The sequence below is a fragment of the Pseudohaliea sp. genome (assembly GCF_054552115.1).
In genome coordinates this window covers 103,979-116,768 of the sequence record NZ_JBTOLW010000005.1, presented here as the reverse complement: position 1 = coordinate 116,768, position 12,790 = coordinate 103,979, and the positions used below count along the sequence as shown (strand labels likewise).

Below are 12,790 nucleotides of genomic sequence, written 5' to 3'. Positions count from 1 at the left end.
ACGCCTGCCCGTGGACACGCCGCCCGCACAGCAAGTCTTCGAGGCGACGCCCGAGCAGCGCGCGGCGGCGGCCCGGGTGATGGCCCGCTGCGATGAGCTGGCGTCGATTTCCTCCCTCGACGATGGCATCTACCGGAGCTTCCTGACGCCCGAGCACGCCCGCTGCAACGCCCGCGTCGCCGGGTGGCTCGAGGAGGCGGGCCTGGCGGCGTGGCAGGATGCGGCCGGCAATCTCTGCGGCAGGCTCGCGGCGCCGGGAGACGGTCCACGCCGGACCCTGATGCTTGGTTCCCACCTCGATACCGTGCGCAACGCCGGCAGCTACGACGGCATTCTCGGTGTGCTCGTTGCGCTCGAAGCCATGGCGGGTTTTCACGCCGCCGGGGAGGCGCTGCCGTTCCATGTCGATCTCCTCGGCTTCGGGGACGAGGAGGGGGCCCGCTTCGGCACCACGCTCCTCGGCAGCCGTGCCGTCGCCGGCAGCTGGGACCCGGCCTGGTTCGATCTGCGCGACGGCGATGGCACGACCCTTGGCGAAGCGCTGGGTGCCTTCGGCTGCGATCCGGCCGCTATCGGCAGCGCCAGCCGTGCCGGCGAGGAACTGGTCGGCTACCTGGAGGTGCACATCGAGCAGGGGCCTGTGCTCGAGGACAACGACCAGCCCCTCGGTGTGGTGCCCAGCATCGCCGGCGCCCGGCGCTTCCGCGTCCGGGTCAGCGGGCGCGCCGGGCACGCGGGCACCGTGCCGATGAACATGCGCCAGGATGCCCTGGTCGCCGCCGCCAGCGCCGTGCACCTGGTGGAGCGCATCGCTGACCGCTTCGAGATCGTCGCCACCGTCGGCCAGCTGCAGTGCTACCCGGGGGCGCCGAACGTGATCCCCGGGGACTGCGAGTTCACCGTGGACATCCGCGCCGGGCGGGACCACACCCGGGACCTCGCCGTGGAGGCTCTCACGGACGAGCTGGCCCGGCTGATCGGAAGCCGGGGTATGCGCGTTGCCTGGGAGGAAACGCACCGGGCGCCGGCGGTCGAGTGCGCGAGCTGGCTGCAGCGGGTGCTCGAGAACGCGGTCCTGGATCTCGGGCTCAATCCCGTGTCCATCGTCTCCGGCGCCGGCCACGATGCCATGAGCCTGGCGGAACTCACCGATGTCGGCATGCTCTTCGTCCGCTGCGCCGGGGGCATCAGCCACCACCCGGCGGAATCCGTGGCGGAAGAGGATGTCGCCGCGGCCCTGGCCGCCCTGGAACTGACCCTGCGGGCCCTCGCGGCCCGGGAACGAGAGGAGAACCCCTGATGCGCTGCATCCTGACCCTGTGTCTCGCGCTGCTTGCCGGCAGCCTCGCGTCCGCGGTGCGCGCCGAGCCGGTGCCCGTGCGCGCCGTGGTCGTCACCATGTTCGAGTACGGCGAACCCACCGGCGACCGGCCCGGGGAACTGCAGTACTGGGTCGAGCGTTCGGAAATTGCCGAACGCTACCCCTTTCCCCTCGGCGAGTACCCGCTCTACCTGACGGAAGACGGCGTGCTGCTGATCTGTGTCGGCGGCGGCATTGCCAACGCGACCGCGTCCATCATGGCGCTGGGCCTCGATGAGCGCTTCGACCTGTCGCGGGCCTACTGGCTGGTGGCCGGCATCGCCGGCGCCGATCCGGAAGACCTGTCCCTGGGCTCCGCCGCCTGGGCGCGTGCCGTGGTCGACGGCGACCTCGTCTACGAGATCGACGCCCGGGAGATCCCGGACCACTGGCCCTACGGCTTCATCCCCCTCGGCGCCGACGAGCCGGCGCAGGGGCCGCAGGATGTCTCCACGGGCTGGACCCTGGACACGATCAGTTTTCCCCTGAACGCGGCGCTCGCGGACTGGGCCTTCCGGCAGACGCGCGACGTGGCGCTGCCGGATACGCCGGCACTCAAGGCTTTCCGCGCCGCCTACGAGGGTTTCCCGGAGGCGCAGCGCCCGCCCTTCGTCACCGTGGGCGAGACCCTCTCGGCGAGCACCTACTGGCACGGCGAACAGCTGAACCGCTGGGCCAATGACTGGGTGCCGCTCTATGCGGGCAGCGGGATGGAATTCATGACCTCGAACATGGAGGACAGCGGTACACTCACGGCGCTGCATCGCCTTGCCCGCGAGCAGCTGGTGGACCCGGACCGGGTGCTGGTGCTGCGCACGGCGAGCAACTTCACGATGCCGCCCCCGGGCCGGACGGCGGCCTGGAGCACCACCGCGTCCTACCCGGACGAGGGGCGGCCGGCGCTGGAGGCCGCCTGGCGGGTCGGCAGCGCCGCGCTTGACGCCCTGCTCGCGGACTGGGAGCGCTTCGAGGCAGCACCCCCGCGGCCCACCCCCGTCGTCTTCGATACGGACATGGCCATCGACGACTGGGCGGCGCTGCTTTTTCTCGCCCGCCATCCGGCCGTGGACCTGCGCGCCATCACCGTGGCCGGCAGCGGTGAGGCGCATTGCGGGCCCGGCGTCGCCAATGCCCTCGCCCTGGCAGACCTGGCCGCCGCCGGCGCCGCGATTCCCGCGGCCTGTGGCGACCCGGTGCCGCTGGATGGCTACTTCGTGTTCCCGGAGCCCTGGCAGGAAGACATGGACGCGCTGTCCGGCGTCGCGGTGCCCGCGAGCGAGCGCACACCCCGGGACGGGCACGCGGTGGAACTCATCCACGAGGCGATCACCGCCAGCGCGGAGCCGGTGACGCTGCTCGCCACGGGACCGCTGACCAACATCGCCCAGTGGCTCGAGCGCTACCCGGGCGATGCGGCAAAGGTGGACCGGCTGGTGATCATGGGCGGCAATCTCCGCGAGGCGGGGAACATCATCGTGCCGGGTTTCACGGACGGTCACCCGAATACGCAGGCGGAGTGGAACCTGTACGTGGACCCGGTGGCGGCGGACCGCGTGTTCGCCGGGCCGCTGGCCGTCGAGGTGGTGGGCCTGGACGTGACCAACGATGTCCGCGTGACGCCCGCCGTCGCAGCGGAAGTGAAGGCCCGGGCCGACAACCCGGCGGCGGACTGGTGGGACCGGGTCCTGGACGCCAACGACTGGTTCATCGACTCGGGGGAGTATTACTACTGGGACGTCCTCGCCGCGATGACCGTGGTCGACCCCGAGCGTTTCTGCCGCGGCGAGAGGATGCCGCTGTCGGTTGCCGCCTCCGGCACCGACAAGCCCTGGTTCCCCGGGTCGGACCTTTCCATGCCCGATCGCGCCGCCGACGGTTCCCCGCGCCGGCACCTCGATGCCGCCAGCGCCGGGGTCATGGCGCCAGCCCCCGACAGCGGTCGCACGCCGGCTGCCGTGTGCCTGGAGACTGACGCCGAGGCGGCCTTCGCCCTGTTCCTCGATACGCTGACGACACCGCAACCACCGGCCGCGGACTGAACCCGGCGGGATCGCCTCGAAGCTCGACGACCTGCTCGAAGGCGCCGCCAGGGAGCATCGGGTCGCCCGGGTTCCGGGTGTCGACGAGGAACAGGATGCGCCGCGCGCCGTCGTCTTTGGGCAGCCAGACCTGCGTGATCCCCGTTGGCGAGTGCGTGGCTGGTGCCGCGATGTTCAGCCGCGCAAAAAGCGTCGCTGCAACAGTGTCTGCATGTCGCGCCGGCCGTCGGCAATGACCATGACATAGACAATGTCGGTCATGACTCTGTAGATGATGCGGTAGGGCTTGAAAAAAATCTCACGGTACTCGCGAAGCCCGATGGCCAGCAGTTCTCCTGGGTAGGCTCCCCGCTCCGGGTTGTCGGAGAGGGTCGAAAAAGCTTTCTCTACTTGCTCGAGAAGATAATCCGCCTTGCCCGGCGCATCGTGGGACGCAACGTAGTCGTACAACTCCTCCAGATCCCGTGACGCATCGTCGGTCAGGAAGACCCGGAAGGTCATCCGCGTTTCTTGCTCCGGCTTCGAAGCCGCTGAATGACATCACCGGCGGGCTGGACTTTGCCCTCCTCGATCTGCTGCGAGCCGAGCGCGAGGATTTTCAGAAGGGCCATGGTCTCCTGCGTTTGCTCATAGCTTTCGATGCCCTGCAGCACGACCTTGGCTTCACCGTTCTGAGTGATAACCAGAGGTTCGCCTTGCCGTGACAGGTTGCGCACGATTTCTGCGGCATGAGCCTTCAGGTAACTGATCGGCTTGATTTGCCTCGATAGCTTCATACCCACCCTCCTGTTCAGGACCAAATATAGTCCGAAAAAAGTCCATACCGCAATCGGCAGCTTTGTGCCGGAGCCCCGGCGCGTCCGGGTATTACCCCGCCTGCAGCCGCCGCGCGCAAACCGCGTGGCGGCTGCGCAGCGCATCGAGGTCCACGCCCGCCAGCGCGTAGTCGCGGAGGCGCCAGCGGCCGTCGACCATGACGTGCCGCGCCCGCCGGGCGCCGCTGGTGACCAGCGCCGCGACCAGGTCGCCGGCGCCGGAGAAGCGCAGGTCCTCGGCCGGATCGAAGAGGGCGAGGTCCGCGACGGCGCCTACCGCCAGCCGGCCGAGGGCTCGCCGGCCGAGGAGCGCGGCGCCGCCCGCGGTGCCCCAGCGCAGGGCGTCCGTGGCCGCCACGGCCGCGCTGCCGTAGCGCAGCCGCTGCACCAGCAGCGCCTGCCGGACCTCCTCCATGAGGTTGGAGTGGTCGTTGGACGCGGAGCCATCGACGCCGATGCCCACGGGGCAGCCGGCGGCCTCGAGGTCGAGCACCGGGCAGAGCCCGGAGCCTAGGAAGAGGTTGGAGGAGGGGCAGTGGCTCACCGCCACGCGCGCGGCGCCGAGGCGGGCGATCTCGGCGTCCGTGAAATGGATGCCGTGGGCCAGCCAGGTGCCGGGCCGAAGCCACCCGGTCTCCTCGAGGACATCCACTGGGCGCTTGCCATAGCGCTCGAGGCAGAACCTGTTCTCGTCCTCGGTTTCGCCGAGGTGCGTATGCAGCAGGGCGCCGCGCTCCGCCGCCAGCGCAGCGACCGCGGTCATGAGCTCGCTGGAGACGGAGAAGGGCGAGCAGGGCGCCAGGGCGACCTGACACAGCGCGTCGTCTGCCGGGTCGTGGTAGCGCGCGAGGAGCCGCTCGCAGTCGGCGACGATGGCGTCCTCGTCCTGCACCACGCTGTCCGGGGGCAGGCCGCCGCGGGAAGTGCCGAGACTCATGGAACCGCGGGTCAGTACGACCCGCGCCCCCAGGTCGGCGGCGGCCTCGACCTGCCGGTCGATGGCGTCGCCGGTGCTCGCGGAGAACAGGTAGTGGTGGTCCACGGCAGTGGTACAGCCGGAAAGCAGCAGTTCGCAGAGCGCCAGCGTGGTCGACACGGTGACGGCCTCGCCGTCGATCCCGGCCCACACCGGGTAGAGCGCCTGCAGCCACTCGAACAGTTCCTTCTGCTGCGCGGCCGGAAAGGCACGGGTCAGCGTCTGGTAGAAGTGGTGGTGACAGTTCACCAGCCCGGGCAGCAGCACCAGACCGGCGACGGACTCGCGCCGCGCCCCGGGAGTGCGCGCCTCGCCACCCGCTGGCACCAGCTCGATGATGCGGTTGCCGCGGATGACGATGCCGCCGCCGGCATCGGCGCCGGTGCCGGTCCAGCAGGCCGCCGGCGCGGCGAGCCAGAGCGCTTCGGGTTCGCGTTCCTGCACGGTCGCTCTCCGCGGTAAAAAACGCCTACGTTAGCACGACCGCGTTGCACAGCGTCGGACCAGGGGCCATGATCGGGCGCCTTGATGAGCGGCGAGGAGACCCCCGTGAGTGATGACTTCGAGCGCTGGATCCGCGGCGCACCGAAATGCGAACTGCACCTGCATATCGACGGTTCGCTCAAGCCCCGGCGCCTGCTGGCGCTCGCGGAAAAGAATGGCGTCGCGCTGCCCTACGCCAGCGAGGCCGACGTGGAGGCGGCCTGCGCCTTCACGGACCTGCAGAGTTTCCTCGATCTGTACTACCACGGCGCCTCCGTACTGCGCACGGAAGAGGACTTTTACCACCTCATGGGCGACTACCTCGCCGTCTGCCGCAGCGAGCGCATCGTGCATGCGGAGATCATGGTCGAGCCGCAGACCTACGCGCCCCAGGGCGTGGCCCTCGACACGGTGATGGCCGGTTTCAGCGCCGCCATCGACGATGCGCGCCGCGGCTGGGGCCAGTCGGTGGTGCTCATTCTCAGCTTCCTGCGCCACCTGCCGGAAGCCGAGGCCCTGGCGCAGCTCGAGGCCGCCGAGCCCTGGCGCGGCCACTTCGCCGCCATCGGCCTCGCCAGCGCCGAGCGCGACCATCCCCCGGCGGATTTTGCCCGGCTCTACGCCGCCGCCCGGGAGCGCGGTTACCGGCTTACCGCCCACGCCGGCGAGGAGGGCCCCGCCGCCTTCGTTCGCGATGCCCTCGACGTGCTTGGTGTGGAACGCATCGACCACGGTGTGCGCGCGGTGGAGGATCAGGCCCTGGTCGAGCGCCTGGCCCGGGAGGGCATTCCGCTCACGGTCTGCCCCCTGTCCAACGTCCGCCTGCGTGTCTTCGACCGCCTCGCGGACCACACGCTGCCGCAGCTGCTGGACGCGGGCGTGGCGGTGACCGTGGACTCGGACGACCCGGCCTACTTCGGCGGTTATCTCACAGAGAACTTCCTCGCCCTCCACCGCGAGCTCGGCCTCGACATCCCCACGGCGAGGCGCCTGCTCGCCAACGCCATTGACGCGAGTTTCCTGGCGCCGGCGGCGCGCGAGCAACTGCGCGAGGACCTGGCGGCCTATGGCGCGGCTTGAGGGTCGTCCCTGAGGTCGAAGGCGTAGAGCAGGGTCCGCTGCCGGCGCGAGAAGTTGTCGTCGGCGATCAGCCAGAGGCGCAGGCTCCCGTCGCTCCGGGGTGCGAGCGCGATGCCCTCGAAGTTGTCCGTGCCGTGGCGCGGCGCCAGCCGCAGCACCCGGCGCACCGCGCCTGCATCGGGCCCGTCGGCGCCCAGGGGAAGCGCCAGCACCTCGATGGGGTTGCCGATGCCCGGCAGGTAGTCGCGGAGCACCGCGTAGAGCGTCGTCGCGGTGCTGTCGATGCCCGTGAGCACCGGCCGGCCCCGGGGCGGGATGCGCGCGCTGACCGAGGCGCTGCCGTCCGCGGCCAGCTGCGCCAGCGGCAGCCCGCCGTCGTCGAGCTCGAGCGCGAGAAGCAGTCCACCGCCGGGCGCCAGGGCCAGGCCCTCGGCACCGCCGTTGGCCGCCAGGGCGCGCGTCAGGCCGCGCACGGCACCGCCGAAGGCCGCGACCGCCGCGCCCCGCGCCGCCGCGCCACAGCGCTCGAGGTCGAAGGCGAGGACCCGGTGGCGGTGCTCGAAGCTGACCAGCGCCAGATTGTCGCGCAGCGCCAGTCCCTCCGCATCCCGGTCCGCCTTGCCGCTTGCCGCATCCAGGTGCATCGGCGCCAGCCGGGCGGCGACGGGCGCGCCATCAGCGAGATCGATCTCAACGAAGGCCCCGCGGTCGCTGACCGCCAGCAGCGACCGGTCGCCGTGGGCAGCGAGGCCGGAAAGGCCACCGAAGGCCGGGGAGGGGCTGGCCAGCTGCCAGCCGCCGGCGAAAGCGGCACCGGGCAGGTCCTCGTCCGGGTCGATGTCTGCGAGGTCCACCGGGGTCACCTCGAGCGGGATCGGCGCCAACGGCGCGAAGGGCGTGCCGGGCGGGCAGGACACGGTGCGAAGCTCGTCAGCGACAGGCTCGAGGTGAAGGGCCGCGGCGGCGCGATCGCCCCTCTCCCCCGGGGGCGGTCCTCCGGGTTGTCGGCAGCCAGCCAGCAGCAAGACCGTGCAGAGGAGTGCCATGCCCGTCCGCCTGCCGATCCTCCGGGGGGCGCGCTCCGGCACCGACCGGCCCGGAAATGTGCCCGGGGCCGTCGCGGCGGCGCTGCTGCCACTGCTGACGGGTATGCTCATCGCCGGGCGAGGCGTGCCGCCAGCGGCTCCCGGTACTGGTCGATCAGCACGGCGACGATGATGACGGCGCCGGTGATGATGCGCTTGCCCGGTTCGGAGACGCCGAGCTGGGCCAGGCCGGTCTGCATCACCGCGATGATCAGCACGCCGAGGAAGCTGTTGACCACGGAGCCGCGGCCGCCGGAGAGGCTGGTGCCGCCGATGACGACGGCCGCGATGGCCGACAGCTCGAGGCCGATGCCGGCGTTCGGGTCGGCGCTCTGCAGGTAGCCGAGCTGGAATACGCCGCCCAGGGCGGCGAGCAGGCCGGCGATGGCGAAGACCAGGGCCTTCCAGCGCCCCGTGTTGACCCCCGACAGGCGTGCCGCCTCCTCGTTGGTGCCGATGGCGACCAGGTAGCGCCCGAACACGGTGCGCAGCAGCAGGAACTGGGCGACGGCGACGACGGCCAGGGCGACCAGGAGCGCCGGGGACAGGCCCAGGCCCGGCAGCGGGTCACCGATGGCGCCGACCGCGCCGCCGAGGTAGCGGGTCTGCGAATCGGTGACGAGGTAGGCGCCGCCGCGGGCGATCTCGAGCATGCCCAGGGTCACCACGAAGGAGGGAATGCGCCAGTGTGCGCTGATCGCGCCGTTGGCCAGGCCGCAGGCCAGGCCCGCTGCCAGGCTGGCCAGGAGGGCCAGCGGCAGCGGCCAGCCGGCATCGACCATGAGGACGCCCATGAGCGCGGCGCAGAGGGCCATGACCGAGCCCACCGAGAGGTCGATGCCCGCCACCAGCAGCACGTAGGTCATGCCGACCGCGATTACCGTCAGGGTCGGGATCTGGTTGGCGAGGGTGCGGAAGGTCACCGCGGAAAAGAAGTAGTCGCTCTGCAGGCTGAACAGCAGTACCAGCAATGCGAGCACGGCGACGAGCCCCAGCGAGTTCCAGGGCAGGCGGATCTCAGGGCGTCGCGGCACGGGGTTCCTCCTCTCGCTGGCCGTCCTGGCTGTGGTAGCGGAAACAGGCGGCGAGCAGCGCTTCCTCGGTGACCGTCGCCGCGTCGAACTCGCCGGCCAGCCGGCCCCGGGAGAGCGCGAGGATGCGATCGCTCACTGCGAAGAGTTCATCGTTTTCACTGGACACCACCACGACGCCGCGACCGGCGGCCGCGGCGTCGCGGATCAGGCGGTGAATGCGCGCCTTGGCGCTGGCGTCGACGCCGCGACCCGGTTCGTCGAAGAGCAGCACGGGGCAGTCCCGGGCCAGCCAGCGGGCGATGAGCACCTTTTGCTGGTTGCCGCCGGAGAGTTCCCGCACCGGCTGGCCGGTGCCGGCGCAGCGCACGGCCAGGGCCTCACAGTAGCGCCCGGCAAGAGCGGCTTCCGCCCCGCTGTCGATCAGCCCGGCGGGACCCTGCAGCGCTCCGTAGCTGGCCAGGCTGACGTTGCGGTCGATGCCCAGCGGCAGGAGCAGGCCCTGGTCGCGCCGGTCTTCGACCACCAGGCCGATGCCGGCGGCCATGGCGTCCGCCGGCCGACGGAAGCGGTGCGCCGTGGCGAAGCCGTCCGCGGCGAGGCGAAGCGCGCCGCGGTCTGCGGGGTCTGCGCCGAAGAGCGCGCGCAGGAGTTCTGTGCGCCCGGCGCCGATGAGCCCGGCGATGCCGAGTACCTCGCCGGCGTGGAGCGTGAAGGAAATGTCCTCGAACACCCCGTCGCGACCGAGGCCATCGACGGTCATCAGCGCTTCGCCCGCGGCGCGGCCGGCGCCGCGCGCCGGCCGCTCGAGGGGCGCGCCGGCCATGAGTTCCACGATGCGGTCACTGTCGAGGTCCGCCGCGGCCTCCGTGGCGACCAGTTCGCCATCGCGGAGCACGGAGACACGGTCGGCGATCTGGCAGATCTCGTCCATGCGGTGGGAGATGTAGATGATGCCCGCGCCGGCGTCGCGCAGGCGCCGGAGCTCGCCGAAGAGCCGGTGAATCTGCGGGTCCGTGAGCGCGGCCGTCGGCTCGTCGAGAATCAGCAGGCGGGGCTCGTCGGCGAGGGCCCGGGCGATCTCCAGCAGCTGCCGCTGGCCGACGCCGAGCCGGGCCACCGGCAGCGACGGGTCCAGGTGCGCGAGGCCGACGCGTGCCAGCGCCGCCTCCGCCCGGGCCGCCAGCCGGCGCCGCGACAGCAGGCCCAGCCGGTTGCCGAGGCGCTGGAAGCTGAGATTCTCGGCAATGCTGAGGGTAGGAAAGAGGTTCAGCTCCTGCATGACCATGCGCACGCCGGCGGCTTCCGCCTCGCGCAGCGAGCGCGGCCGGTGGGGGCGGCCGGCGAGGGTCAGCTCGCCGCGGTCGGCGGCCAGGAGCCCGGTGACGATGTTACAGAGCGTACTTTTGCCGGCGCCGTTGCTGCCCATGAGCGCGTGGATCTCTCCGGGCCGCACCGTGAAATCCACGCCGCGCAGCACCGGCACGGCGAACGCCTTGTACAGGCCACTGATCGAGAGCAGTGCCTCCATGCCGTCGGGGCTCAGAGGTCTTCCGCGGTGATGACGTCCACGGGGGTCTGGCGGTCCTCCGGCGCGGCGCCGGATTCCAGCACCTGCAGGGCGTACTCGATGCCGAAGACCGCGAGCTGATCGCCGTACTGTTCGGCCGTGGCAAGCATGTCGCCCCCGGCGATGAGGTCGCGGGCGGCGGAGATGTTGTCGAAGCCCACGACCGCGACCTCACCGCGGCGTCCCGCCTGGCGCACGGCGGCCACGGCGCCGAGGGCCATGCTGTCGTTGGCGCAGAGCAGGGCGGTGAGGTCCGGGTTCTCGTTGAGGATGGCGGCGGCCACCGTGGCGGCCTTTGCCTGCTCCCAGTCCGCCGCCTGCTCCGTGACGACCCTCATGCGGGCCTCGGCCATGGCCTTGCGGAAGCCCGCGGCCCGCTCCCGGGCATTGAAAGCGCTGGGAATGCCGCCGATGATCGCCACCTCGGCGCCCGGCTCGAGCGTTTCGGCGAGGGCGAGGCCGACGCGGTAGGCGCCCTCGCGGTTGTCCGGCCCCACGAAGGGGACGTGCATGTCCATGCCGGCGAGGGCTTCGGCATCGAACCGGTTATCGATGTTGACGACCACGATGCCCTGGTCGACGGCGCGCTTCGTGACGGGCAGAAGTCCCCGGGAGTCCGCAGGGGCGATGACGATCACGTCCACCTGTGAAGCCATCATCTGCTCGACGAGGGAGACCTGCTGCGTGAGGTCGCTCTCGTTCTTGATGCCGTTGACGATGAGCTCGTAGCGGTCGGCGTGCGCTGCCTGGTGAGCCCGGGCACCGGCCGCCATGCTGATGAAGAACTCGTTGGCCAGGGATTTCATCACCAGCGCGACGCGGGGCTTGCCGGAGGGTTCCGGGACCGGCTCGCCGTCGCCCCCGCAGGCGGCGAGGAGCAGGCTCGTCAGGCAGGCGGCACCGGCGACGCGCAGGCGGCGGGGCAGGGTCATGGTCTTCTCCCGGTTGCTACAGGCATTGCCGTTGCGGAGCGGTGAGTAAAGCAAGTTCACCCCGCTGGCGCAATCGACGATGGGCGCCCCTCTGCTATCCTTGCGCCCCTTTCCCGTTCACCGTCTGCCGAGGCCAGCCCATGTCGTCCGCGCCCGAGGAGGCAACCGCTATTCCCCAGACGCGTGCCGTGGCGGCCACGGCGCTGCTCATTGCCTGTACGCTGCTGGGCCTCGCGGGCACGGACCTCGTGCTGCCGGCCGTGCCGACGCTGCCTTCCGCGCTCGGCGGCGATGCGGCACAGGCGCAGCTGGTGCTCGCGACCTTTGCCGCGGGCACCGGTATCGGTCTCGTGCTGTTCGGGGAGATCGGCGCGCGCCACGACAACCGCCGGCTTCTGGTGCTCGCCCTGGGGCTCTATGGCATGACGTCCCTGGCCGCGGCCGCAGCGCCGACACTGCCCGTGCTGGTGCTGCTGCGCTTCCTGCAGGGGGTGGCCGCCTCCTGCGCGGCGGTAGTAGCGCCAGGCATGGTGCGCGCCCTGTTCAGTCCCCGCGGCGCCATGCGCGCTATCGGCTTCATCGGCAGCGTCGAGTCGCTGGCGCCGGCCATCGCGCCGATCATCGGCGTGTGGCTGCTGCACCGGGGCGGCTGGCAGGCCTCCTTCCTGGTCACCGGTGCGCTCGCCCTGGCCCTGGCGGCGCTCGTTGCCGTCGCGGGACGCATCCTGCCACCGGTCGCCGCGCGCCGCAGCGGACACAGCTACATCGTGCTCCTGACCAACGCGGTTTTCCACCGCTACGCGCTGAGCCAGGGCTTTGCCCTCGGCAGCCTGCTGGTCTACGTCTTCGGCATGCCCGTGGTGATCACGACAACACTCGGCGGCACCCTCGGTGACTTCATCACCATGCAGGTCTGCGGCATCACCACCTTCATCATCGCCGCGAACCTGGCGAGTCGGGTGGTCGCACGCTACGGCGCCGAGCGCGTCATTCTCGGCGGCAGCCTGCTCTCCCTCGCCGGCCTGGGCGCGCTCTTCGCCTACAGCATCGCCGGTGGCCGCGACATGGCGGTGATCATCGGTCTCTTCCTGCCTTTCAACATGGGCTTCGGCCTGCGCGGGCCGCCGGGCTTCTACTGCGCCCTGCAGGCCTCGCACGGTGACGACGCCCGGGCGTCCGCGCTGGTATTGCTGTTCGTGATGGCGGCGACGGCCGGGGGCACCGCGCTGGCGGCGCCCCTGGTCACCGAAGGGCTCGCCGCGCTCGCCGCCGTCGCCCTCGCGCTGGCAGTCGCCGGTATTGCCTGCCTGGCCCTGCTGCCGCGGCTGGCGGGTGCGGGCACGGCCGCCGCGAGCGCCGGTACCGGCGAGGTTGACGCTGCCGGGGAGGGCGGCGCCTGAACGCCTGCCGCGCTGGCAA

The 12,790-nt window shown here is 71.3% G+C and carries 11 protein-coding genes; 4 read left to right on the top strand and 7 right to left on the bottom strand.

The window, feature by feature from the left end:
• The first annotated feature begins 10 nt into the window (after nt 1-10).
• Entirely contained in the window at nt 11-1,300 is a 1,290-nt protein-coding gene (locus ACX93N_RS04410) for an allantoate amidohydrolase (protein ID WP_459427182.1), read from the top strand.
• The gene (locus ACX93N_RS04405; RefSeq protein WP_459427181.1) at nt 1,300-3,399 is read left to right on the top strand and encodes a nucleoside hydrolase; all 2,100 of its coding nucleotides are present in this window, start codon (nt 1,300-1,302) and stop codon (nt 3,397-3,399) included. The genes ACX93N_RS04410 and ACX93N_RS04405 overlap by 1 nt, the downstream gene beginning before the upstream one ends.
• 174 nt (nt 3,400-3,573) lie before the next feature.
• Here ACX93N_RS04405 and ACX93N_RS04400 read toward each other — a convergent pair whose 3' ends face one another.
• The 3 genes from ACX93N_RS04400 to ACX93N_RS04390 all read right to left on the bottom strand — a co-directional run bounded on the left by ACX93N_RS04400 (nt 3,574) and on the right by ACX93N_RS04390 (nt 5,634).
• Nucleotides 3,574-3,900 carry a type II toxin-antitoxin system RelE/ParE family toxin gene (locus tag ACX93N_RS04400; RefSeq protein ID WP_459427180.1) on the bottom strand — a complete coding sequence of 109 codons (327 nt, stop codon included), beginning with the start codon at nt 3,898-3,900 and terminating at the stop codon, nt 3,574-3,576.
• A complete protein-coding gene (locus ACX93N_RS04395; RefSeq protein WP_459427179.1) occupies nt 3,897-4,175 on the bottom strand; it encodes a type II toxin-antitoxin system Phd/YefM family antitoxin in 279 nt (92 codons plus the stop codon). Before ACX93N_RS04395 ends, ACX93N_RS04400 begins: the two co-directional genes overlap by 4 nt.
• Nucleotides 4,176-4,266: 91 nt before the next feature.
• Nucleotides 4,267-5,634 carry an 8-oxoguanine deaminase gene (locus ACX93N_RS04390; RefSeq protein ID WP_459427178.1) on the bottom strand — a complete coding sequence of 456 codons (1,368 nt, stop codon included), beginning with the start codon at nt 5,632-5,634 and terminating at the stop codon, nt 4,267-4,269.
• 105 nt (nt 5,635-5,739) lie between these two features.
• Here ACX93N_RS04390 and ACX93N_RS04385 point away from each other — a divergent pair, with 105 nt between their 5' ends.
• Nucleotides 5,740-6,753: an adenosine deaminase gene (locus ACX93N_RS04385; protein ID WP_459427177.1), complete on the top strand. Its 1,014-nt coding sequence runs from the start codon at nt 5,740-5,742 to the stop codon at nt 6,751-6,753.
• Here ACX93N_RS04385 and ACX93N_RS04380 read toward each other — a convergent pair.
• The 4 genes from ACX93N_RS04380 to ACX93N_RS04365 all read right to left on the bottom strand — a co-directional run bounded on the left by ACX93N_RS04380 (nt 6,738) and on the right by ACX93N_RS04365 (nt 11,371).
• A complete protein-coding gene (locus tag ACX93N_RS04380; RefSeq protein WP_459427176.1) occupies nt 6,738-7,799 on the bottom strand; it encodes an esterase-like activity of phytase family protein in 1,062 nt (353 codons plus the stop codon). The genes ACX93N_RS04385 and ACX93N_RS04380 overlap by 16 nt on opposite strands.
• Before the next feature lie 107 nt (nt 7,800-7,906).
• Nucleotides 7,907-8,872, bottom strand: a complete 966-nt coding sequence (locus tag ACX93N_RS04375) for an ABC transporter permease (RefSeq protein ID WP_459427175.1) — start codon at nt 8,870-8,872, stop codon at nt 7,907-7,909.
• On the bottom strand, nt 8,856-10,400 hold the full coding sequence (locus ACX93N_RS04370) for a sugar ABC transporter ATP-binding protein (RefSeq protein WP_459427174.1): 1,545 nt from the start codon (nt 10,398-10,400) through the stop codon (nt 8,856-8,858). The genes ACX93N_RS04375 and ACX93N_RS04370 overlap by 17 nt, the downstream gene beginning before the upstream one ends.
• 11 nt (nt 10,401-10,411) lie before the next feature.
• Entirely contained in the window at nt 10,412-11,371 is a 960-nt protein-coding gene (locus ACX93N_RS04365) for a substrate-binding domain-containing protein (protein ID WP_459427173.1), read from the bottom strand.
• Between the two features lie 140 nt (nt 11,372-11,511).
• On the opposite strand from ACX93N_RS04365, the gene ACX93N_RS04360 reads away from it, so the two are divergent.
• Nucleotides 11,512-12,771 carry an MFS transporter gene (locus tag ACX93N_RS04360; protein WP_459427172.1) on the top strand — a complete coding sequence of 420 codons (1,260 nt, stop codon included), beginning with the start codon at nt 11,512-11,514 and terminating at the stop codon, nt 12,769-12,771.
• Nucleotides 12,772-12,790 lie beyond the last annotated feature (19 nt).

Coding starts and splice junctions, on each gene's coding strand:
- ACX93N_RS04395 (WP_459427179.1), bottom strand. CDS start 4,175: ATGAAGCTATCGAGGCAAATCAAGCCGATCAGTTACCTGAAGGCTCAT.
- ACX93N_RS04380 (WP_459427176.1), bottom strand. CDS start 7,799: ATGGCACTCCTCTGCACGGTCTTGCTGCTGGCTGGCTGCCGACAACCC.
- ACX93N_RS04365 (WP_459427173.1), bottom strand. CDS start 11,371: ATGACCCTGCCCCGCCGCCTGCGCGTCGCCGGTGCCGCCTGCCTGACG.
- ACX93N_RS04370 (WP_459427174.1), bottom strand. CDS start 10,400: ATGGAGGCACTGCTCTCGATCAGTGGCCTGTACAAGGCGTTCGCCGTG.
- ACX93N_RS04360 (WP_459427172.1), top strand. CDS start 11,512: ATGTCGTCCGCGCCCGAGGAGGCAACCGCTATTCCCCAGACGCGTGCC.
- ACX93N_RS04405 (WP_459427181.1), top strand. CDS start 1,300: ATGCGCTGCATCCTGACCCTGTGTCTCGCGCTGCTTGCCGGCAGCCTC.
- ACX93N_RS04400 (WP_459427180.1), bottom strand. CDS start 3,900: ATGACCTTCCGGGTCTTCCTGACCGACGATGCGTCACGGGATCTGGAG.